This is a genomic window from Paludibaculum fermentans, from assembly GCF_015277775.1.
Lineage (GTDB): Bacteria > Acidobacteriota > Terriglobia > Bryobacterales > Bryobacteraceae > Paludibaculum > Paludibaculum fermentans.
Genome location: NZ_CP063849.1, coordinates 1861604 through 1882260 on the forward strand (window position 1 = coordinate 1861604; position 20657 = coordinate 1882260).

The 20657-nt window shown below is 63.7% G+C and carries 16 protein-coding genes and 1 tRNA gene; 12 read left to right on the plus strand and 5 right to left on the minus strand.

Going from position 1 to position 20657, the window contains the following annotated elements:
• The first annotated feature begins 175 nt into the window (after positions 1 to 175).
• The 10 genes from IRI77_RS07460 (at position 176) to IRI77_RS07505 (ending at position 8450) form a co-directional block, all read left to right on the plus strand.
• Positions 176 to 889, plus strand: a complete 714-nt coding sequence (locus IRI77_RS07460) for a PEP-CTERM sorting domain-containing protein (protein ID WP_194451442.1) — start codon at positions 176 to 178, stop codon at positions 887 to 889.
• A 105-nt stretch (positions 890 to 994) separates the two neighbouring features.
• Positions 995 to 1816 carry a transketolase gene (locus IRI77_RS07465; protein ID WP_194451443.1) on the plus strand — a complete coding sequence of 274 codons (822 nt, stop codon included), beginning with the start codon at positions 995 to 997 and terminating at the stop codon, positions 1814 to 1816.
• 1 nt (position 1817) lies between these two features.
• Positions 1818 to 2780 carry a transketolase family protein gene (locus tag IRI77_RS07470; protein ID WP_194451444.1) on the plus strand — a complete coding sequence of 321 codons (963 nt, stop codon included), beginning with the start codon at positions 1818 to 1820 and terminating at the stop codon, positions 2778 to 2780.
• Positions 2781 to 2846: 66 nt separating this feature from the next.
• A complete protein-coding gene (locus tag IRI77_RS07475; RefSeq protein ID WP_194451445.1) occupies positions 2847 to 3476 on the plus strand; it encodes a histidine kinase in 630 nt (209 codons plus the stop codon).
• Positions 3477 to 3479: 3 nt separating this feature from the next.
• Entirely contained in the window at positions 3480 to 4163 is a 684-nt protein-coding gene (locus IRI77_RS07480) for a response regulator (protein ID WP_194451446.1), read from the plus strand.
• Positions 4164 to 4172: 9 nt separating this feature from the next.
• Positions 4173 to 5090, plus strand: a complete 918-nt coding sequence (locus tag IRI77_RS07485; RefSeq protein ID WP_194451447.1) for an amidohydrolase family protein — start codon at positions 4173 to 4175, stop codon at positions 5088 to 5090.
• Positions 5091 to 5158: 68 nt separating this feature from the next.
• Entirely contained in the window at positions 5159 to 5746 is a 588-nt protein-coding gene (locus tag IRI77_RS07490; RefSeq protein ID WP_194451448.1) for a hypothetical protein, read from the plus strand.
• A 60-nt stretch (positions 5747 to 5806) separates the two neighbouring features.
• Positions 5807 to 5891, plus strand: a tRNA-Leu gene (locus tag IRI77_RS07495).
• 125 nt (positions 5892 to 6016) lie between these two features.
• Complete coding sequence (locus IRI77_RS07500; RefSeq protein WP_194451449.1) at positions 6017 to 7375, plus strand: sulfatase family protein; 1359 nt, start codon at positions 6017 to 6019, stop codon at positions 7373 to 7375.
• A gap of 133 nt (positions 7376 to 7508) precedes the next feature.
• On the plus strand, positions 7509 to 8450 hold the full coding sequence (locus tag IRI77_RS07505) for a hypothetical protein (RefSeq protein WP_194451450.1): 942 nt from the start codon (positions 7509 to 7511) through the stop codon (positions 8448 to 8450).
• A 9-nt stretch (positions 8451 to 8459) separates the two neighbouring features.
• Here the strand turns inward: IRI77_RS07505 and IRI77_RS07510 are convergent, their stop codons facing one another.
• The 5 genes from IRI77_RS07510 to IRI77_RS07530 all read right to left on the minus strand — a co-directional run bounded on the left by IRI77_RS07510 (position 8460) and on the right by IRI77_RS07530 (position 17587).
• Positions 8460 to 12854 carry an efflux RND transporter permease subunit gene (locus IRI77_RS07510; protein WP_194451451.1) on the minus strand — a complete coding sequence of 1465 codons (4395 nt, stop codon included), beginning with the start codon at positions 12852 to 12854 and terminating at the stop codon, positions 8460 to 8462.
• The gene (locus IRI77_RS07515; protein ID WP_194451452.1) at positions 12851 to 14056 is read right to left on the minus strand and encodes an efflux RND transporter periplasmic adaptor subunit; all 1206 of its coding nucleotides are present in this window, start codon (positions 14054 to 14056) and stop codon (positions 12851 to 12853) included. The genes IRI77_RS07510 and IRI77_RS07515 overlap by 4 nt, the downstream gene beginning before the upstream one ends.
• 82 nt (positions 14057 to 14138) lie before the next feature.
• Entirely contained in the window at positions 14139 to 14573 is a 435-nt protein-coding gene (gene queF / locus IRI77_RS07520) for a preQ(1) synthase (RefSeq protein ID WP_194451453.1), read from the minus strand.
• Between the two features lie 2 nt (positions 14574 to 14575).
• On the minus strand, positions 14576 to 15814 hold the full coding sequence (locus IRI77_RS07525; RefSeq protein ID WP_194451454.1) for an ornithine cyclodeaminase, nickel-pincer nucleotide-dependent: 1239 nt from the start codon (positions 15812 to 15814) through the stop codon (positions 14576 to 14578).
• Positions 15815 to 15868: 54 nt separating this feature from the next.
• A complete protein-coding gene (locus IRI77_RS07530) occupies positions 15869 to 17587 on the minus strand; it encodes a cation:proton antiporter (protein ID WP_194453598.1) in 1719 nt (572 codons plus the stop codon).
• A 188-nt stretch (positions 17588 to 17775) separates the two neighbouring features.
• Between IRI77_RS07530 and IRI77_RS07535 the strand changes: the two genes are divergently transcribed.
• Both IRI77_RS07535 and IRI77_RS07540 read left to right on the plus strand, forming a co-directional pair.
• Positions 17776 to 19224, plus strand: a complete 1449-nt coding sequence (locus IRI77_RS07535) for a methyl-accepting chemotaxis protein (protein ID WP_194451455.1) — start codon at positions 17776 to 17778, stop codon at positions 19222 to 19224.
• Positions 19225 to 19294: 70 nt separating this feature from the next.
• Entirely contained in the window at positions 19295 to 20638 is a 1344-nt protein-coding gene (locus IRI77_RS07540; protein WP_194451456.1) for a hypothetical protein, read from the plus strand.
• Positions 20639 to 20657: the final 19 nt, after the last annotated feature.

A 20657-nucleotide genomic window follows, 5' to 3' on the forward strand; every position in this document is an offset into this window, starting at 1 on the left:
CCTATGATCGTCGCGGGTGGCTGTTTTCCGCAAAGTGTTGAATTTCAGACACTTCGGGAGACGTTCCCAGGCGCATCCTATCGAAAGATAGGCTGTGAGAGTACTCCATAGCTGTAGTATTCTCTCAGAGAAAGTCTTTCGGGACTTTTTCAAGTTTTGAGGAGGAGATTGTTACATGAGAATTTTGCTTGCGACCGTAGGCACGGTGCTGCTCAGCACTGCGTCCTTCGCTGCGCCGATTTTTCTGACCGACACGTTTAGCGTCGGCAGCGCCCAGGCCCAGAATGGTAACCTCGGCAGCCCGATCACCGTGGCGGCATCCCAGAACAACACCCCGATTGCCGGCTACTCACGCACTGTCTTCGTTAAGAAGCTCGGCATCCCGGGCAGCGACCCCAGCAATGTGGGCGGTCTTGTCAACCTGGGCGTGTTCAAGGTTTCGACGGATTCCGACGTAAACGGTATCTCGGGTGCGTACTACGAACCCACTTCCGCTCAGGATCTGACCGGCGCCGCTGAAGCTTTCGCCATCGATTGGGTGAAGGCTGACCTCGCCGGCGGTTCTCTCACGTTCTTCGTCACCAGCAGCACCGGTGGCACCGTGACGGCCCGCATCACTGACGTCCTGAACTCGGCCAGCACGGCATGGTACACCCAGCCGACGAACGTTGCTCCGACTCACACCTATGCGGCTACCCTGGCTCAGATCCTCTCGAACCAGAACGGCTTCAACATTGGCGCAGTCACTGGTTTCGGGTTCTATCACACGACGGCCCTCGACCAGGATTCCCAGTACGACAACTTCGCAGTGTCGACCCCTGAGCCCGGCACCTACGCCCTGATGGGCGCTGGTCTCGCCGCTCTGGCGTTCCTCCGCCGCCGGAAGTAGTTGACTGGTTCTCTCAAAAAGGCCCGGGACCTCGGTCCCGGGCCTTTTTTTATGTCCACACGACCGCCATCCGGCAGCGCGGGCTATAATAAGAACAATTTTTATATGCAGCGCACGCAGAACCCCTCAGAGCTGTCCTCCATAGCGCGCCAGGTCAGGCGTCACATCCTCACAATGATCACGGCTGCCAAGTCGGGCCACCCGGGTGGATCCCTTTCGGCCGTGGAGATTCTGGTCACCTTATATTGGGACGTGCTACGCCACGATCCGGCCAACCCCAAGTGGCCCGAGCGGGACCGTTTCATCCTTTCTAAAGGACACGCCGCTCCGGTGCTTTACTCGGTGATGGCCGAGTGCGGATACACGCCGGTCGAGACATTGAACACGCTCAGGAAGCTGGGCTCCATCTATCAAGGTCACCCGGATGTGCGCTACATCCCCGCCCTGGAGGCATCCACGGGCTCGCTGGGCGAAGGCCTGAGCCTGGCCCTCGGCATGGGCCTGGCGGCGAAGCTCGACAAGTCCCCTTCCCGCGCCTATGTGGTACTGGGCGACGGTGAGATCCAGGAAGGCCAGATCTGGGAAGCAGCCATGTTTGGCTCCTTTCATAAGGTGGATAACGTCTGCGCCATCGTCGACAACAACGGCATCCAGCTGGACGGCTTCGTAAAGGATATCCTCGACCTGTCGCCGCTGGCCGAGAAGTGGAGAGCGTTCGGGTGGCATACTCTTGAGATTAACGGCCACGACATCAGCGCTGTCCAGAAGGCCTTTGCGGAGGCTGCCGAGACGAAGGGTAAGCCCACCTGTATTGTGGCCCACACCGTGAAGGGCAAGGGCGTCAGCTTCATGGAGAACAACCCGAAATGGCATGGTGTTGCTCCGAAGCCGGAAGAACTGGAACTCGCATTGAAGGAGCTTGCCTAACATGCCGGCAAACGTAAAATACGAACTCAAACTGGGCGCTGCCACGCGCGAGGCGTTTGGCAAGACGCTGGCCGAACTGGGCCACGAGAACGCGAATATTGTCGTCGGCGACGCCGACCTGACGAAGTCGACGATGACCACCTACTTCGCCAAGGAATTCCCTGAGCGTCTGTTCGAGTGCGGCATCGCCGAGGCGAACATGGTCGCCATCGGCGCCGGCCTGGCCCTGTCGGGCAAGATTCCGTTTGTGTCCAGCTTCTCGGCCTTCGTCATGACGAAGGGCTTTGAGCAGTTGCGCTGCCTGGTGGCCTATCCGAACGTGAACCTGAAAGTGGTGGGCACGCACAGCGGCATTTCGATCGGCGAAGATGGCCCGTCGCAGATGAGCATGGAAGATCTGGCCCTGGCCTGCGCCCTGCCCAATTTCACGGTGCTGTGTCCGGCCGACGAAGTGGCGACTGCCTGGGCTGTCCGTTGGGCGGCCGAGCATGTGGGTCCGGTCTTCATCCGCACGGGCCGCGTCAAAGTTCCGGTGATCTACCCGGCCGGAACGAAGTTCGAGATCGGCAAGGCAGTTGAGCTCGTGAGCGGCACCGATGTGACGCTGATCGCCACCGGCCTGGTGGTGGCGGAAGCCATTCGCGCCGCCGAGCAGTTGGAAGCCGAAGGCATTTCGGCCCGGGTGCTGGACATCCACACCATCAAGCCGATTGATGAAGAAGCGATTGGCAAGGCAGCCGCGGAGACGGGCGCGCTGGTCGTCGCGGAAGAGCATCTGGTGGATAGCGGGCTGGGTGTGCGCGTGGCGCAGGCCGCGGCCAAGACCCACCCGGCTCCGATTGAATTCGTAGGCTTGACGGAGTTCGCGGAATCGGCCACTCCTGACGAATTACTGGATAAGTACGGTATGCGCGCCGATAACATCGCGGCGGCAGCCCGCCGCGTCCTCGCCCGCAAGAAATAGCCGGCGTTCCGCCGTTTTTCCCACTCGAAATCGCCCGCCATTTACCTTTGGCGGGCGATTTCGTTTATGATGAGCGCGATGGATGTGAACGGGAAGCCGCCGTCGCCGGTCAATCTGGCATGGAGTGGAGCAGATGCAGTCCGCCAGCAGGACAGGCGCCGTGTGAGCCGGAGGCTGCACGACGACCTGGGCCCGACGCTGTGCTCGGCAGGCCTCATGGTGGGTTTGTTGCGCAGCAACTGGCCGGAGCTGAATCGGGAATCCCGGGAACTCCTCGACACGATCCAGGAGGCTTTGGAATCGGCTGTCGATTCCGTCAGGGTTCTGAGCTACCAGTCGGACCCCGGAATCGTGGCTCGTTGCGGCCTGCGCAAGGCGATCGAACTGATTGCCCAGGGCAGGCCGGTGGATTTTACCTTCGAAGCAGGGACCCCCGTATGGTCTTTGGAGCAGGCCGAGTCGCTTTGCCGTATCATTGGTGATGCACTCCTGGCTTGGGACGCATCGGAGCGTCCTGGCCGGTTGCAACTTAATCTTGGGCAGTGCGCAGTGCAACTGCGAGCGCCGGCCGGTGAACTGCTCACAGAAGCAGCGCTGGAAGCCGTCCGCCAGATAGCTGCACGCGCCAACCTTTGGGTGGAGTACCGGGATTCCTCGGTAACGGAGCTCTCCGTTACTCCCGGCAAGGAACCTTGATAGATGCATACCCTGCTGTTGGTGGACGATCACAAGATCATGCGCGACGGTCTGCGCGCGATTTTGAAGAACTCGGGTGAATTTGATGTGGTGGCTGAGGCGGAAACGGGCACGGATGCCATTGCACTCGCGCGGTCATTGCGGCCCCAATTGATCCTGATGGATATCAATTTGCCGGGCATCAGCGGAATTGAAGCGACCGGCGAAATCATGCGTCATACGCCGGAGACGAAAATTGTCATACTCTCGATGCACGATGACGAGAGTTCAGTGATCCGGTCAATCCGCAGCGGCGCGCGTGCCTTCGTGCTGAAGAAGGCCAGCGATCGCGATCTGCTGGACGCCCTGCGGACAGTGGCCCGCGGAGGCTCCTACCTGAGCCCCCAAGTGTCCGATACCTTCCTGGCCCGCGTACAGCGCGGCAATCTCAACGACTCGCAGGGACGTACCCCGGTCCAGGCACTCACCCCGCGCGAACAGCAGGTGATGCGGATGGTGGCGGAAGGCCAGACCAGCAAGGAGATCGCCGTCGTGCTCAACCTGAGCCTGCAGACGATCCGAGGCTATCGGAAGACCCTCATGAAGAAGTTGGGTGTCAGCAATGTGGCCGGGCTTACCCAGGTCGCGCTGGCCAATGGTCTGTCAAATTCGCACGGACCCACCGGCCGCGGCGCCGTAGCCGGGTAAACTGTCTGAATGCAGACTCTCTGGGGCCAGATCGCCGTCGCTGACGCACATGTCCATTTTTTCTCCCGGAGCTTCCTGCGCCAACTGGCGGTCCAGAAGGGTGGTTCGGCGACGCCCAGCGACCTGTGCGTGACCCTGGGCTGGGAACCACCGCCGGAAACCGCTGAGCAGTGCGCCGCGCAGTGGGCGGCTGAACTGGTCCGCAACGATGTCTCGCAAGCCGCCCTCATCGCAAGCCTGCCGGGGGAAGAGGATTCCGTCATGGCGGCGGTGGCGGCCATTCCCGGACGCTTCTTCGGCTGGTTCTTCCTGAATCCGATGGCGCCCGACGCCCGGGACCGCTGCGAGCGCGGCTTCCGCAACGGCCTGAAAGCGGTATGCCTGTTGCCGGCGATGCACAATTACTCGCTGGGCGACGTCCGGGTGGAGGAGATCTTCCGCACAGCCGCGAACTGCCGCGGCACCGTCTTTGTGCATTGCGGGGTGCTCTCCGTGGGCTTCCGCCAGAGGCTGGGCCTGCCCTGCCCCTTCGACATGCGGTATTCGAATCCGCTGGACCTGCATCCCCTGGCGCTGAAGTACCCCGCGGTCAACATTGTGATCCCGCATTTCGGAGCCGGCTTCTTCCGCGAAGCGCTGATGCTCGCCGACATGTGTCCCAACGTCTATATGGACACGTCGAGCAGCAATGCCTGGACCCGCTATCTCACGCCGCCGCCGACCCTGGAGCAGATCTTCCGCCAAGCCCTGGCTGTTGTCGGGCCGCGCCGGCTGCTGTTCGGCACGGATTCGTCCTACTTCCCGCGGGGCTGGCACAAGCTGGTCTTTGACGACCAGGTGAACGCGCTATGGAAAGTGGGCATACGCGGTGACGATGCGGCCGACATCCTGGGCGGCAACCTGCGCAGCCTGATGCGCGGCCGTTAATTCCGTTCAAACTGTTTGAGAGGACTCGCGGGCGGGCGCTACTTCTTTACGAGAGGTCTGCCGCCAACATGCGCTTTTCCCTGTTCAGACACGCCCCGGCACTCGCCGGCACAGGCCAGGAATGCTCGTCCACGCGTTTGCCGAGCCTGGAGTACCCTCTCGACCTTCCGCCGCGTGTCGCAGTCCTGGGGCTCAGCGTGCGCCAGCAACAGGGCATCCACATCTTCCCTGAATGGAACAGCCAGAACCTGAACAAGCTTCGGCCTACCACTCTCGCCGGATGGCAGCAGGACCTGGAGCAGGTGGGCCGCTTGTGCGACTCGGGCCACTTGGCTTTGAGTGACCTCAACTACCCCCTGCTGGTCTTCTCCACACCCGAACAGGGCCCGCTGGGTGAGGTCGCCCAGGCGGAGATGTGGCGATGGTCCGGCGTGCCGGTGTACGAGCAGATCCGCACCAGGGAGGGACGGCTGGTGGCCGTGGAATGCGACACCAGAAACGGCTTCCATCTGGCGGAGGGCAGCCAGGCTGAGGGCGGCGACGCGCCGTGCAATTGCGGCCGGGGGGTGCGCTGGCTTCCGGCACTGGCTGAGTCGACGGCCGCGACACGCTCCATCGAGTCCGAACAGTACATGGCCGCGGCTGCCGGCGACTGACGCCTCGCCTGCCGGCGGTGGCGCGCTGTCGATTCCACCTGCTAGAATTTTAGTCGCTGTGCGGACGTGGCGGAACTGGCAGACGCACTGGATTTAGGTTCCAGCGGGGAAACCCATGGGAGTTCGACCCTCCCCGTCCGCACCACACCTTTGAGACTCCTGGCCGAGTAACTGCCCCGGGCTCACTCCTGGCGATCCGTACTTCCAATTATCCTCTACAGCCTCTGGGGCTGCGCCTGCCGCCTCCCGCCAATCGTGTAGGCTACAACAATGAACCGGCGGGAATTCCTCTCCACCAGCGCGGCGCAAGCCCTGGCGCCCACGCGGCGGCCCAACGTCCTCTACCTGCATTCACATGACACCGGCCGCTATGTCCAGCCTTACGGACATCCTGTCGCCACTCCGAATCTGCAGAAGTTCGCCGAGCAGGGGGTCCTGTTCCGGCGCGCCTACAGCGGAGCGCCGACCTGCAGTCCCAGCCGCGCGGCGCTGCTGACCGGGCAAACCGCGCACGGCAGCGGCATGCTGGGCCTGGCGCACCGCGGCTTCAGCCTGAGCCATCCCGAACGGCATCTGGCGAACTTCCTGCAAGCCCACGGCTACGAGACGACTCTCTGCAACGTCCAGCACGAGACCAAGGCCGGCACGGTGCCCACTCTCGGCTACCAGCGCGTGTTGAAGACGGCGAGCAACCGCGGGCCGGATGCCGCGGCCGCCGCCGTCGAGTATCTGAACTCCAAACCGAAGGCCCCGTTCTTCCTCTCCTGCGGCTTCTTTGAGACGCACCGTGAGTTTCCCGTCGCCGGCCTCAAGGAAGATGCGCGCTATACGCTGCCGCCCGCTCCGTTGCCCGACACGCCGCAGGTCCGCCAGGACATGGCCAATTTCAAGGCCGCCGCGCGCGTGCTGGACGGCTCCATGGGCTCCATCCTGGAGGCGCTGGCCCGCAACGGGCTGGAGGACAACACGTTGGTCGTGCTCACCACCGATCACGGCATCGCGTTCCCGGCCATGAAGTGCAATCTGACGGATCACGGCATCGGCGTGATGCTGATGATGCGTGGGCCGGGCGGCTTCCTGGGCGGCAAGGTCTCCGACGCGATGGTCTCGCACCTGGACGTCTATCCCACGCTTTGTGAGACGCTCGAACTCCCCACGCCGGCCTGGCTGGAGGGGCGGTCGTTAACCCCGCTGGTGAAAGGCGCCGCCAACTCCATCCGCGACGAGATCTTCGCTGAGGTCTCCTACCACGCGTCCTACGAGCCCAAACGGGCACTGCGGACAGCACGCTACAAGTACATTCGCAATTTCGGCGACCGCAAACTGCCCGTCCTGCCTAACTGTGACGACGGCTACAGCAAATCGTACTGGCTAGAGCAGGGATGGAAAGACCGCTACGTCCCGCGCGAGGAGCTCTATGACCTGGTTTTCGATACGAATGAAACCAACAATCTGGTCGCACACCAGATGGTCCCCGCTCCGCTGGAGGAGCTACGCGGGCGGCTCGATCGGTGGATGAAGGATACGGACGATCCGCTGCTGCGTGGACCCGTGGCGGCGCCGCACGGCGCGCAGGTGAACGATCCGGCGGGATTATCACCTCGCGAGCCGGTAATCGTGGTACCTTAACCGGCGGGCAGTTGGAGCCGAAGAGGCTGCCGGCCCCAGGTGAGGCATTCCACGGGGCGATTCCGCTTTCCTGGGTATGTCCGGGAAAGGTGTGTGGTGCGATCTCCGTCCCGGAATCCTTGGAGGAGTCTGAATGTTCAATTGCGATCTGAGAGTCGACATTACGCTTTCTGAGAAAGCCGCCAACGGGCGCAGCCAGGCGTTCAAGGCTGTGGTCAAGATCCGGCTGATGCAGGGCGAGGGTGATGGGGGCAAGTGGGCTCACATGGATACGCGGGATTTCCGGCTGCCGCAAGGCGGAAACTTCGTCATCCTGCCCACTGGGATCCTGCTCAAGGACGGTGGAGGCTGTTTCGCGCTGCTGCTGGGGCTCGGCGTGCCGCCCTCCATCGGCGCTCGGGGTGACCTGAAGATATATACGCCGGGCCAGCGGGACTACAACTCGCCAACGGTCCAATGGCGCGGCAACGGCAAGTGGGAGGTGCTGGCCAAACAGGCCAACCTGCCGCTCAAGGAATGCCCCACCACCTGGGGCAACATGAAGAAGAACTTCAGCAAATACGGCAAGGGCCTGGGTTGGGAGCTTTGCTCTTCCAGCGGCCAGTCGCTCTCCGGCGGAATGGGCGGTCGCGGCATCGAGATCTCGATCATGAGCCGGCTCTATATGAAGCCCGTAGACGACGAGAAGGGCAAGAAGATGGTGGTGTTCAGCTACAACGGCATCGGGGCGGGCTACATGGTCCCTGGGTTTGCCGCCTCAGGCTCCACCTCAGACTTCACGAATGTCGGCACGGAGCTGACGCAGGGCAACCTGCCCCTGGATGAGCCGCTGCGGCCCGAGGAGTTGAACGGGATGTGCCAGGTCCTGTCATTGACTTTCGGAGCCATCGCCGGCCCGGGCGCGGGCTTTGGCGGCGCGGCCAGCGCGATGGGCGTGATCTTCGGCGTGCCGGCCGGCCTGGCCGTGGGCGCCTTCAAGGCCTGCGCCTGGATCGCCGGCCCGGTGGCCTCTGTCGGCAAGGCGGGGGCGAACATCGGCGCCGTGCTCCAGGTGGGCTCAGTTTCCCTGCTCTGAACAAGGCTGCTAGCGGCCCACGGTCCGTTCCAGTTCCGCCACGGCCAGCCGCAAGCCCAGCCGCGCCTCCATCAGTTGCGACTCGGCTTCCGCCAGGGCCGCGTCGGCCTGTTTGCCCGCCAGGATGGTGGTGAGTCCCAGCTCGACCTGATCGCCGCCGATGCGCCGCGCCTCGCGCCGGACAGCGACGGCTTTCTCGGCCACCTGGACCAGGTCCTGCAGGCGCTCCACTTTACGGCGCGCCTTCTCGACGTCGATGGCGTTGCGGTTCCGCAGCCGGGTCGCGTTCAGTTCCGCCTGCTGCAGCAGCGTCTGGCGCTCGCCCACCACAGCCGCACGCTTGCCGCCGTCGAAGATGCTCCAGGTCATCCTGGCGCCCACGGCTGCGTTGTTGGTGGGCAGGAACGGCACGCCGTTCTGGTAGGTGTGCATCCCGAAGAGGCTGATGTCGGGGATGAATTCCGCCTTGGCCGCCGCCACGGCGTGGCGGGCCTTGGTCACCGTTTCGTCCGCTTCGCGCACCTCGGGATTGCCGGCCGCAGCCTGGCTCGTCAAGGCCGTCAGCGGAGCCAGTTCCACCAGCGGAGCCTCGGGGGGCACCAATTCCAATTCCGAGTTCAGGGCCAGGCCGAGCAGGTCGTTCAACTCCGTCCGGAGGTCCGCCACCTGGATCTCCGCATTCAGCACGGCGTTCTTCTGCTGCAACAGCAGGGCCTCGCCCTCCAGCGCCTTCACCTCCAACGCGGCGCCTGTCTCGACGGCGTCGCGAGCCTCTTTCCGGCCCTCCTCCGCCGCCGCCACGCGCGCCTTCGCCGCCGCGATGCGGTGCTCCAGAATCAGGATGCCGAAATACGCCTCACGGGTCTTGAGCGCGATCTCGTTCTCGGCCTGCCGCTGCCGCTGTTCGGCGATGTGAATATCCTGGTCGGCTACATGCGTGCCGGCCCGGATCTTCACAAGTTGTGTGAGCGGCTGGCCCACGGTGGTCATCATGAGGCCCAGGGTGTTGTCGCCCTGGAACAGCTTCAGATCGGCGGCCGGCAGCGCGCCCAAGCCGGGGATCGTACCCAGAAAGCCGGCTGGAATCGCCAGATTCTGCAAACCGCTTGTGTAGACGATGCTCGACTCATTGGAAACCACGGGCAGATAGTTCGCCCGCACCTGGTCGCGCTTCTTCTCGTTCTCCTTCACCTTCAACTGCGCCAGCTTGACTATCGCGTTCTGCGTGCGCGCCAGGGACACGGCCTCGTCCAAAGTGATCTTTCGCGGCTCAGCCTGCAATGATCCCGCGCCCAGCAGGCACAGGGCCAAGAGGGCGGCTACGGGCGCACGGCCCGCGCCGCGGCGCTCGCACACGACATACAACACAGGCACCACCCCGAGCGTGAAGAACATCGAGCAGATCAAGCCGATGGCGATCACGCTGGCCAGCGGGGACCAGAGGCTCGAGCCCGACAGGATCATCGGCGTCACGCCGACGGCCGCCGCAGCCGTGGTCAGGAAGATGGGCCGCAAACGGCGTTCGCCCGCCTCGAGCGCAGCCGCCTCCAGCTCGACCCCGGCATGGCGCCGCTCGTTGATGTACTCCACCAGGATGATCGCGTTTCTCACGACAACACCAGACAGGCTGATGACGCCCATGAAGGCCGTGAAGCTGAACGGATTCCCGGTCAGCAGCAGCCCCAGCACCGCGCCCGGCATGGCCAGCGGGATCGACATCATGATCACCAGCGTCTGCACCGGCGAGCGGAACTGGAACAGCAGGATCAGGAAGATCGCCACGATGCTCAGCGCCATCACCATCTTCATTTCGCCGAAGGTCGTCTGCTGTCCTTCTATCTCGCCGCCATAGTCGAGGCGATAGCCGGGCGGCATCGACATGGCGGCCAGCTTGGGCCGCGCCTGTTTCAGGATCTCCGACGGCAGATGATGCTCACCCGCAATCGCCATCGCCGTCAGCGTACGCACGCCGTTGCGATGCAGGATGCGGTTGGCGCGCCACTCCGGCTTGAGGGTGGCCACGCTGCGCAAGGGAACACGCGCTCCCGTGATGGAGCTCACCACGTAGACATCCGAGACGTCCTCGAAGCGCCGCCGGTAGGATTCGTCCAGCCGCAGCACAACCGGCACGTCGCGGTCGCCTTCCCAGAACGTCGTCACCGGCAGGCCGCTGAACGCCCCGGCCAGTTGCATGGCGATACTGGCGTTGCTGAGCCCCAGGCGGTTGGCCACCTCTTCATCCACGTGCACGCCGAGATCGTAGGCATCCTCGTGGAAATCGTCATAAACGTACTCGGCGCCCGGCGATTCCCGCAGGATGGCTTGGGTCTTGATCGAGATCGCCTTCAATCGCTGCAGATCCTCGCTGCCGTCATCGGAGCTGACGATACGCACCTCCACCGGAGCCTGCATGGAGGTGCCCTGCTCCAACTCCCGAACGAAGATGCGCGCTTCCGGCGCCTGTTGCGCCAGCTCTTTTCTGAGCCGGAACACCAGCGCCGGCGTCTCCTCCGCCGTCTTCGTATTCACCAGGACCTGGGCATAGTTCGAAGCCGTGAACTCGGGCGCCACGTTGTAGTAGAAGCGCGGCGCCGACTCGCCCACAAACGTGGAGTAGTTCTCCACCAGCGGATTGGATTTCAACTGGCCCTCAATGCGCCGGATGGCCGCGTCGGTCGCCTCCAGGCGCGCGCCTTCCGGCAGCCAGACATGGATCACAAACTGGGCGCGCTCCGCCGTGGGGAAGAAGCGCTCCGGCACAGCCGTACCCAGCAGCACGATGGAGACTAAAAACGCCACCACACCGCCGGTCAACGTCAGCGCCTTGTGGCGCATACCGATGACGATCCCTTTGTTATAGAGCCGCTGCATCGCGTCCAGCAGATTGAAGCCGTGTTTCTTCTCCGCTTCCGGATCGTGCAGGCCCTTCTTGATGAAGAACTGGCACAGCCAAGGCGTCAGCAGCATGGCTACGACGAACGAACACGTCAGGGCCACGGCGACGGCAATGGGCAGCGCGCGAATGAACTCGCCCACCGCGCCGCTGATCATCAGCATCGGCAGGAACGCCGCGATGATCGTCGCCGTGGCGGTCAACACCGGCACCACCAGTTCCGTCGCGCAGCGCGCGGCCGCTTCGGGCCGCGGCACACCGCGATCCAGCAGTTCCACATAGTTGTCGGCGATCACGATGGCGTCGTCCACCACCATGCCCAGCACGACAATCAGGGCTGCGATCGAGACCTGGTGCAGTTCCACGCCGATCATGTCCATCACGCCGAAGGTCGCGGCCACGGTGACGGGAATCGCCAGGGAAGCAATCAAAGCCACGCGGAACGGCAGCAGCAGGATCGTGACCAGAATCACCGACCCAATGGCGATGCCGAACTCCCGGATGAAGTGGCTGATGCGCTCTTCCACCACATGCGGCTGATCGGCCACGATGTCGACCTTCAAATCCGGGGGCAGCGTCGCCTTCACGCGTTCCAGCTTGCCGCGGAGTTCGTTGCCGAAGTCGACAATGTTGTTGCCCTCCAGCATCTCCACCGAGATCATCAAGGCCCGCTCGCCGTCGAACCGGCATAGGGTGCGCGGATCCCCTTCCACCCGGTTCACATTCGCCAGGTCGCCCAGGTACACAGGCTGGCCCGTCGGCGACATGTCGATCATCAGCCGGCGGATCTCATCCTCGGTCTGGAACAACCCCGTCGCCTTCAACGGCACGTCGCTATCGGGGGTCTTGAAGTTCCCACCGGACTGCACCACATTGCGGCCGCGCAGCGCCTGGATCACTTTCAGCGGCGACAGCGTGTACTGCGACACGCGCTCAGTTGAACTCGTGATGCGGATCTCTTCCTTCTGCTCGCCCACGCGCGAGAGCTTGGCCACCGAACGCGTCGTGCGGAATTCGTCCTCGATGTGCCCGGCGTAGTCCTTCAACTGCTGGTAGTTGTAGCCGCCGCCATGCAGCGCCAGCAGCAGCGCCACCGTATCGCCGTAGTCGTCGCGCACGATGGGTCCCTGCACGCCTTCCGGCAACTGCGTCAGCTTCAGCTCGATCATCGCGTGGCGCAGCTTCGACCAGAAGACATCCGGCTGGCGGACATGGTCTTCCAACTCCACATTGATCACGCTCACGCCGTTGCGGCTGGTCGACCAGGTCTTCGCTTTGCGCACCTCTTCATAGCGGAACAGGCGGTCTTCCAGCTTGCGCGTGACCTGCTTTTCCACCTGCTCGGCGGTGGCCCCGGGATACAGCGCGATGACCAGGCCCGTACGGATGGTGATCTTCGGATCCTCGCGGCGGGGCATGGTCGAGAGCGCGTAGATGCCGCTCAGGAACACCGCCGCCGTCAGCAGCAGCGTCACCTGGGGATAGTGGAGGGAGGCTTTGACGGGATTCATTGCGCCGCTCCGGTGAGTTGCACCAGGCCGCCCTCACGCACGTTCTGCTGGCCCGCCACGACAATCAGGTCGGCGGCCGTGATGCCGCTGGCGATCTCGATCTCCGCGTTCACCGCCCGCCCCACTTGGACGCGCCGCGCGAACACGCGCTGCTTCTCGGGGTAGTAGACATAGACCAGCGTGGCGCCCTGCGGATCGCGCACAATGGCCTCGCCCGGCACGGTGATCACCTTCACCCGGCTGTCGCCCTCGATCTCCGCCTCGGCGATCATGCCGGCCCGCAGCACCAGCTTCGGGTTGGGCACCAGGATCCGGACGGCGAACGTGCGCGACTGCGGTTCGGCCGCGAAGCCGACCAGCTCTACCTTGCCCGGAAAATCCTGTCCGCCCATGGAAGGGATCCGGATCATCGCCGGCCGGCCCGCCTGCACCTTGGCGATCTCCGCCTCCGGCACGCCCACGCGCACACGCACGGGATTCAGATCCATCACGGCAAACACCGGCATGCCCGCCGCCACCATCTCACCGGGATCCGTTAGCCGCCGCGCCACTACACCGGTCAGGGGAGCAGCCAGGCGGGTATCCGCCACCCGCTTGGCATTCAACTTGACGTTCGCCTGCGCCTGGCGGGCCTTGCCCTCAGCGGCGGAGCGATCCTCCACGCGGGCGCCTTCCTTCGCCTCATCCAGCCGCTGCTGGGCGACGCGCCACTGGGCTTCAATCTTTTTGAAGTCGTTCGGAGCCAGGCTGTGCCGCTCGTACAGCGTCTTCATGCGCTTGTACTCGTCATCCGCCTGCTCGAAGGCAGCGCGCGCCTGCTCCAGGTCCTGCTTGCGAGTGCCGGCCGTTGCCTTGGCGGCCATCGCTGCGGCCGCATCCGACTCGCCCGAGGCAATGTCCATCCCAAATTGGTAGTCTCGCGGATCCAGTTCCGCCAGGATCTGCCCGCGCTGGACAGCCTGCCCCTCTTCCACGAAGACGCGCGCCACGCGGCCCGCCAACTGGAAGCCGATCTCGGCGGACTCACGCGCTTCCACGGTCCCGCCGGCCCGAATCGCGGTCTGGCGGTCGACGCTGGCCGGCTTGCGCACGCGCACCGGCACCGCAGTCTCCTTTGCCGCAACCGGCGCTTTTGACCCACAACCGGAACTCAAACCGGCGGCCGCCAGGAGGGAGACGGCCCACAAGGACTTGGAAATCATAGAGGCTCCCAAAAAGGATGTCAAAATCCTATTTTAGGAGCCTCAGAATGGAAGTTGTTGTAGAGATTAGCGAACAGCCGTACTATTTCCGGCGGCGTGAGTAGTTCGCCGTGATGGTCGAGTACACACCGCCGCGCGGTGTAAACTCGCCCGACACCACAATCTCCCTGGGCGCGCAGGCCTTAATGCAATCTTCCAGGATGCGGTTCACGGCATTCTCCTGGAAGATGCCCAGGTTGCGGTAAGCCAGCCAATACATCTTGAGCGACTTCAGTTCCAGGCAAAGCTTGTCTGGAATGTAGCGGATCGTGATGGTGCCCTGGTCCGGCAGGCCGGTGCGCGGGCAGACACTGGTGAACTCCGGCGTCGTCACCTCGATCCAATAGTCGTTCGAAGAATACTGGTTGGGCCAGCACTCAATCGCCGGCAGAGCCGTATCCAAACCACTGGCGGCATGCTCGTCCGTATAAACCCGCTCTGCTTCGGCCTTGGCCGCCTTTTTCTTTTTGTCTGCCACGTCTACTTCCCTTCCCCCAGATTCTTATCGAGCAATTCCAGGAACATCCCCACGTCCGTCACCACACCCAGAGCCTGCCCCGTACCGCGGTCGCTCAACTTGGTCGCGACGGCGGGATTGATGTCGACACACACGGTCTTCACCCAACTCGGCAGCATATTGCCCACCGCGATGGAATGCAACATCGACCCCAGGCATAGCACCAACCCGGCGCCCCGCAGGTGGCCCGCATAAGCATCCTGGGCCACATTCATGTCGGTGATCGTATCCGGCAGCGGACCGTCGTCGCGCAGGCTGCCCGCCAGCACGAACGGCACGTTGCGGGTCACGCATTCAAACAGAATGCCCTTCTGGAGCTTGCCGCTCTGCACCGCTCCGGCGATCGAGCCGGCATGGTAGATCGCGTTGATGGCCCGCATGTGATTGCGATGCCCGTGCTCTTCCTGGCGGCCGTCGCTCAACCGCACACCCAGCGACGTGCCAATCATCGCCGCCTCGGCGTCGTGGACGCCCAGGGCGTTGCCCGCCAAGACCGCGCTGACGTAACCCTTGCGGATCAGCCCGGCAATCGATTTGGCGCCGCCGGTGTGGACCACCACTGGTCCGGCCACGATCACGATCTTCTGCCCCGCCTCTTTGGCGAGGCGCATCATGGCCGCGGTTTGCCGCACGGCGGTATCCACCTGCCGCTCGCTGGAGATGCCGTTGGACATGAAGGCGAAGGCCAGGCGATCGCGCTCTTTGGATTCGGGAATGACACGGATGCCGCGCATCCCCACCACCACCTCGTCGCCGGCCTTGATGTCGCGCAGGCGCCGGGCCCACGGCTTGCCTTCCGACCAGACGAGCAGCGCGTCCATGCGCTGGTTCTCCACCGCCAGCCATTCGCCATTGCGGCGCACCAGCGTGCGGTGGTTGGTGGTGGAGTAAAAATCTTCCGGGGCGCAACGGTCCCGCTCGACGGTCTCGAAGACCGCGTCGCTGCCGTCGGCCGGAGTGCAACCCAGGCCGATCAACTGGCCCAGCATCTTCTCCAGGTCTTCCGGAGTGGGCGCTTCCACCCTCAGCCGCAACCGGGACGGATCGGAGTTTGTTCGGCCAATGTGGAAGTGCTCCACTTCAAACCGGCCATGGTATTCGACGACGGTGTCGAAGATCTGCTCCATGATGTGGGAGTCGATCAGGTGGCCTTCGGCCTCCACAACCTCCTGGAGCGAAGGCTTCACGTGTTTCTTGGTCATTGTCTATGGATCAATTCGGGGCGTTCTCCCAGGATACCAACACCTGCCGTCTGCCTACGTCGCCAGGAAGGCGCGAACCCGTTCGCGCTCGCCGTCCAACTGCTCCGGAGTCGCTCCAAGTTGTTGCAGAATATACTCCGTCATGGCCAGGGCCACCTCGCCTTCACCGGAGAAGACGTGCGTCGCACCGGCGGAGCGGATGCCTGCGGTTTCGCCATGGAATGCCGAGCGCGCCAGCACCTGGATGGTCGGGTTGATCTCCCGCGCCAGGCGGATCATCTCGGTGGATTCCGCCGTCGCCGGGGCGGTCAGGATCAGGCTGAACGCCCGCTCCAGCCCGGCGCTTTCCAGAATCTCGCGCTGGCTGGCATCGCCGTAAATGGCATGGACACCCTCCGACCGCAGGCGGCGCGCCGTGTCGACGTTCAGCTCGATCACGGTGGGTTCGATGCCGCGCTGCGCCAACAGGCGGGTGACCGTCTGGCCAATGGGGCCGTAGCCGACCACCACTGCCTGGTGCGCGGGGCTCGCCTTCCGCCCGGAATCGTCATCCGCCGGCAGATCCTCTGGATTGAGCCTCCGCCAGAGCCCGGGATGACGGCGCAGCCAGGCCTCGGCCGGCCCGACCAGACGGTAAAGTACAGGATTCAAGGCGATCGAGGCGATAGAAGCGGCCACCAGGATATTGGCGGCGTCTTCCGAGAGGATTTTCAGGCTCTTCCCGACAGCCGCGAGGATGAACGAGAATTCGCCGATCTGGGCCAGGGCAACCGCTACCCCCAAGGCTACCTTCGAGCCGTGATGCATCAGCACCACAATGACAAACGCGGCCAAGGGCTTGCCGATGAGCACGATGCTCAGAGCCACGGCGGCGACACCGGGCGAGTGCAGCAACTGGCGTGGATCGAATAACATACCGACGGACACGAAGAACAGGACGGCAAACGCGTCACGCATCGGCAGCGCTTCGGAGGCGGCCCGCTGGCTGAACTCTGACTGGCCCACCACCATGCCGGCCAGGAACGCGCCCAGCGCCATGGAAGCGCCAAACCAGTAGGCCGAGGCCACCGCAATGCCCAGCGCAATGGCGAGCACCGCCAGGGTGAACAGTTCCCGTGAATGGGTTGCGGCGATTCCGGCCAGCAGCCTGGGGATCAGCCGTCCACCCACGACAAACGTAAAAACGGCAAGGACCCCGATCTTCAGCATCGCCAGGCCGAGGGCCATCGGCAAGCCGGAAGCGTCCTGCGCACCGGGACCGAACAGGGCGGGCAGCAGAACCAGGACCAATACGGTGAACAGGTCTTCCACCACCAGCCAGCCGACCGCGATGCGCCCGGTGCGGCTGTGCAGGTCACCGTTGTCGGAGAGAACACGGGTCAGGACAACGGTGCTGGCTACGGAAAGTGCCAATCCGAAGACGATACCGGAGGGCCAGCTCCAGCCAAAGGCGTGAGCCGTCCATGCTCCGAGGGCGGTGGCGGCGATGCTCTGGCACAGCGCGCCGGTCAGGGCGACCGCTCGCACGGCCAGCAGGTCCTTCAAATGGAAATGCAAACCAACACCGAACATCAGCAGGATGACGCCGATCTCGGCGAGTTGGTCCGCCAGATGACGGTCAGCCACGAAGCCCGGGGTGTGCGGGCCCACGATGAGGCCGGCCAACAGGTACCCCACAATCGGGGAGAGCCCGATCCTATGTGTGAGGTACCCCAGCAGGAGGGCTGCGGAGAGGCCTCCGGTGATCGTGAGAATCAGTTCTATATCGTGAATTCCGGGCCTCCAAGAATCGAATTCAGGGATTACGGCCGCATCGGCCGGTCCCTGGGGACACCACGCCCCTCAAAGAAAAGCGAGGGGGCTGTTTTCAGTCTATCAGGCCCTCCGCCCGCAACTCCCTGCGCATTAAGCGTATGAGATCCTCTCCGGCGGCCGAAGAGAGGTGACAGCGAGCGTAATGCATGACAACACGTTGGAGCATTCAAGCACGAATCTGGTCGGCCTTTCTGGCTGCGCTGATCCTGGGACTGCCATTCGGAGCCATGGCGGTCTGGCAGATGCTGGACTCATCCAGGGACTTATCCATATTGTCCGAGCGAGCTTTGCCGGAGGCGAAGATTGCATTAGAGTTTGAACGCCATATTTTGAACGCCCGCGTACACCTGATCTACTACATGACCATCCAGAAACAGGGGGCCATGGAGAAGGCATGGGGACGGCTGGCGATGGCGGAGAAGGAGTTGCGACAGCTGCGTGCCGTGGTCAAGGCGAACGGAGACCCCGCAGACGACACTAAGGTGGAGGGTCTGGCGCGGGACTATGCCAGGTATATGGCCTGCCTGCGTCCGATGCTGGACAAAGTGGAAGCGGGCAGGAACAAGGATCAGGAGTTCAGCCAGGATCTGGACCGCTGGGCCTCAATCGGGGCGCAGATGGTGCAGGATGCGGGCGAGTTCAGCCGAGCCAACCTGGACTCCGCACAAACGTGGACCTTCGACACCCAATCCCTTGTGAACCGTGTCATCAGGCGAACCACCGTTGGCATCGGCTTGTCATTCCTGTTGGGCTTCGCGATCTGCTTTGTCACGCTGCGCCACGTGAATCGCGCCTTGAGGGAGATCGCGGGTAATCTGGCGAGCGGTGCGGCACAGGTCACCCAGGCCTCGTCGCAGTTGGCCGCCTCGGCGCAATCCCTATCGGAGGGCGCTGTCTCCACAATCGATTCCCTGCAGGCGACCTCCACATCCTGCCACGCCATCGGCGCCATGATCGAGACGAACACAGGCAATGCCCAATCGGCGTACCAGATTGTGGAACAGACTGACCAGACATGCACGCTGGCCGGCGCCTCCATCAACCGGATGATGCAGGTGATGAATGAGTTGCGGGCCGCCAGCGAGAAGAGCTCAAGGATCATTCGGGTGATCGACGAGATCGCCTTCCAGACGAACATCCTCTCCCTGAATGCGGCGGTGGAAGCGGCAAGAGCCGGCGAATCCGGCCTGGGCTTCGCGGTGGTAGCCAACGAGGTCCGCAGCCTCGCCCAGCGCTGTGCCGGCGCGGCGAGCGAGATCTCCGGCCTCATCGGCGACTCGGTCCAGCAATCCAACGCCAGCCAGCAGGAAGCCGCCCACGTCTCCACAGCCATGGGGTCGCTGGTGAGTTCCATCGCCCGCATCAAACCGCTGGTCGATCAGGTCAGCCATGGCGGACAGGAACAGACGAAAGCCATCCAGCACGCCACCGGCTCGCTGGGGGAGATTGAGCGGGTGAGCCACACGAACGGCGCCGCGGCCGAGGAGAGCGCCGCCGCTGCGGAGCAACTGGCCGCACAGGCTCGGACACTGCAGGAGATGGCCGTCGGGCTCAATCGACTCGTCGAAGGCGGCAGTGCTGGGCGGGGTGACTGAATTCGTCTGAAACGAGTCCGCTCCTGACTGCACTATTGCGTATTGCATGTACTAGACGAGGAGCGGACCGATGAAAGACGCATCCAAAGTAAAAGACGTCAGCAACCCCGCCGCTGAAAGCGATTGTTGCCCTACGTTGTCCAAAGATCCTTGCTGTGATGTACTGGACTTCCGCTACCGGCTGCCACACCGCGTGACAGTCAACGAAGCGGCCGGCCGGCCGGCTACGGTCACCGTGGAGGTTACTCTCCATGTCCGCCTCACACGTTGCCCCGGACCTCTTTTCCTGGGGGATCCCGTTCATACCATGACGCTGCTGCCCGGCGAGCAGGTGAAACTATTCACCTCCGACCGGCGGTCGCGTTTCACCTTCGACAGCACCACCAAAGTGAGTTACCGGAATGAACAACTATCGGAAGACCGGTATTTCATGGCGGCGATGCAGAACTCGATGTCCGACCTGTCCGTGACCGATTCGAGCCACGCTTCGAACTCGGAGAGCGGCAAGTGGGACTTCCATGGAGACGCCAGCGGCTCCATTGGCTTCTTCTCCGCCAGCGCGGATACGAATGCCAGTGGCTCGCACAGCGGGTCGTCCACGTCGGACTTCCTGCGGCAGCTCTCCACGCACGCCTCGGCCTCGGCCAACCAGTCCGTGCAGGCCACCCACGCCGCGGCGTCGCTGTCCATTGGGGAAGTCAACTCGCGCACGCACACAGAGGGGGAGTCGGAGGACCACTTCGAATCGTCGTCGCGCACGTTTTCCAATCCCAATCACTGCCACGCCGTCACGTTCTTCTTCTACCGCCTCAACCGCAAGCAGATCGTCAAACTGACGCTGGAGCGGGTGGAACGGCGCATAGACGACCCGGCCGCGCCCACGCGCGCCTCACTGAATCCGCCCGTCTCCCGCGGGCAGGTCTCCGTGGTGCCCACCAGTGTGCTGGCCACCCAGCAGGATCGCCTGGCCGTCGAAGCCATCGGCCGCCAGAGCGTGGCGGCGCAGGATGCCGGCGCGTCCGGCACGACTCTCAGCACCAACCGCGTCTCGCTGGCCGTGAACTCGGCTGCCTTCAACAGCCCGGCGCCGCTCTCGGCCGCCGCCCGCAAGGCTGCGCTGGACCAGGTGGACAAAGACCTGGCCGCCAACGGCCTCATTACCGCTCCGGGCGGTACGGTTTCGCCCGAGGCGCAGAAGCTGTTTGAGGTCACGGTCGAATCCTGCCTGCCCACCCCGGGCCTCATCGTCAAAGGCTGCCTCGACGACTGCGACGTCTGCGAACCCGAAGTGCAGCGCAAGATCCAGTTGGACCTGGACGAGCAGGAACTGCGCAACAAGCTGCTCGCGCGCCAGATCGAACTGCTGGAGAAATCGCAGGAGTACCGCTGCTGTCCGGCTCCCGCGGCTCCGTAACCCTTTCACCCCCGCAACC

What these genes read in the sequence shown, in the direction of transcription:
- IRI77_RS07460 (WP_194451442.1), top strand. Translation starts at nt 176, where the DNA reads ATGAGAATTTTGCTTGCGACCGTAGGCACGGTGCTGCTCAGCACTGCG.
- IRI77_RS07465 (WP_194451443.1), top strand. Translation starts at nt 995, where the DNA reads ATGCAGCGCACGCAGAACCCCTCAGAGCTGTCCTCCATAGCGCGCCAG.
- IRI77_RS07470 (WP_194451444.1), top strand. Translation starts at nt 1,818, where the DNA reads ATGCCGGCAAACGTAAAATACGAACTCAAACTGGGCGCTGCCACGCGC.
- IRI77_RS07475 (WP_194451445.1), top strand. Translation starts at nt 2,847, where the DNA reads ATGATGAGCGCGATGGATGTGAACGGGAAGCCGCCGTCGCCGGTCAAT.
- IRI77_RS07480 (WP_194451446.1), top strand. Translation starts at nt 3,480, where the DNA reads ATGCATACCCTGCTGTTGGTGGACGATCACAAGATCATGCGCGACGGT.
- IRI77_RS07485 (WP_194451447.1), top strand. Translation starts at nt 4,173, where the DNA reads ATGCAGACTCTCTGGGGCCAGATCGCCGTCGCTGACGCACATGTCCAT.
- IRI77_RS07490 (WP_194451448.1), top strand. Translation starts at nt 5,159, where the DNA reads ATGCGCTTTTCCCTGTTCAGACACGCCCCGGCACTCGCCGGCACAGGC.
- IRI77_RS07500 (WP_194451449.1), top strand. Translation starts at nt 6,017, where the DNA reads ATGAACCGGCGGGAATTCCTCTCCACCAGCGCGGCGCAAGCCCTGGCG.
- IRI77_RS07505 (WP_194451450.1), top strand. Translation starts at nt 7,509, where the DNA reads ATGTTCAATTGCGATCTGAGAGTCGACATTACGCTTTCTGAGAAAGCC.
- IRI77_RS07510 (WP_194451451.1), bottom strand. Translation starts at nt 12,854, where the DNA reads ATGAATCCCGTCAAAGCCTCCCTCCACTATCCCCAGGTGACGCTGCTG.
- IRI77_RS07515 (WP_194451452.1), bottom strand. Translation starts at nt 14,056, where the DNA reads ATGATTTCCAAGTCCTTGTGGGCCGTCTCCCTCCTGGCGGCCGCCGGT.
- IRI77_RS07525 (WP_194451454.1), bottom strand. Translation starts at nt 15,814, where the DNA reads ATGACCAAGAAACACGTGAAGCCTTCGCTCCAGGAGGTTGTGGAGGCC.
- IRI77_RS07535 (WP_194451455.1), top strand. Translation starts at nt 17,776, where the DNA reads ATGACAACACGTTGGAGCATTCAAGCACGAATCTGGTCGGCCTTTCTG.
- IRI77_RS07540 (WP_194451456.1), top strand. Translation starts at nt 19,295, where the DNA reads ATGAAAGACGCATCCAAAGTAAAAGACGTCAGCAACCCCGCCGCTGAA.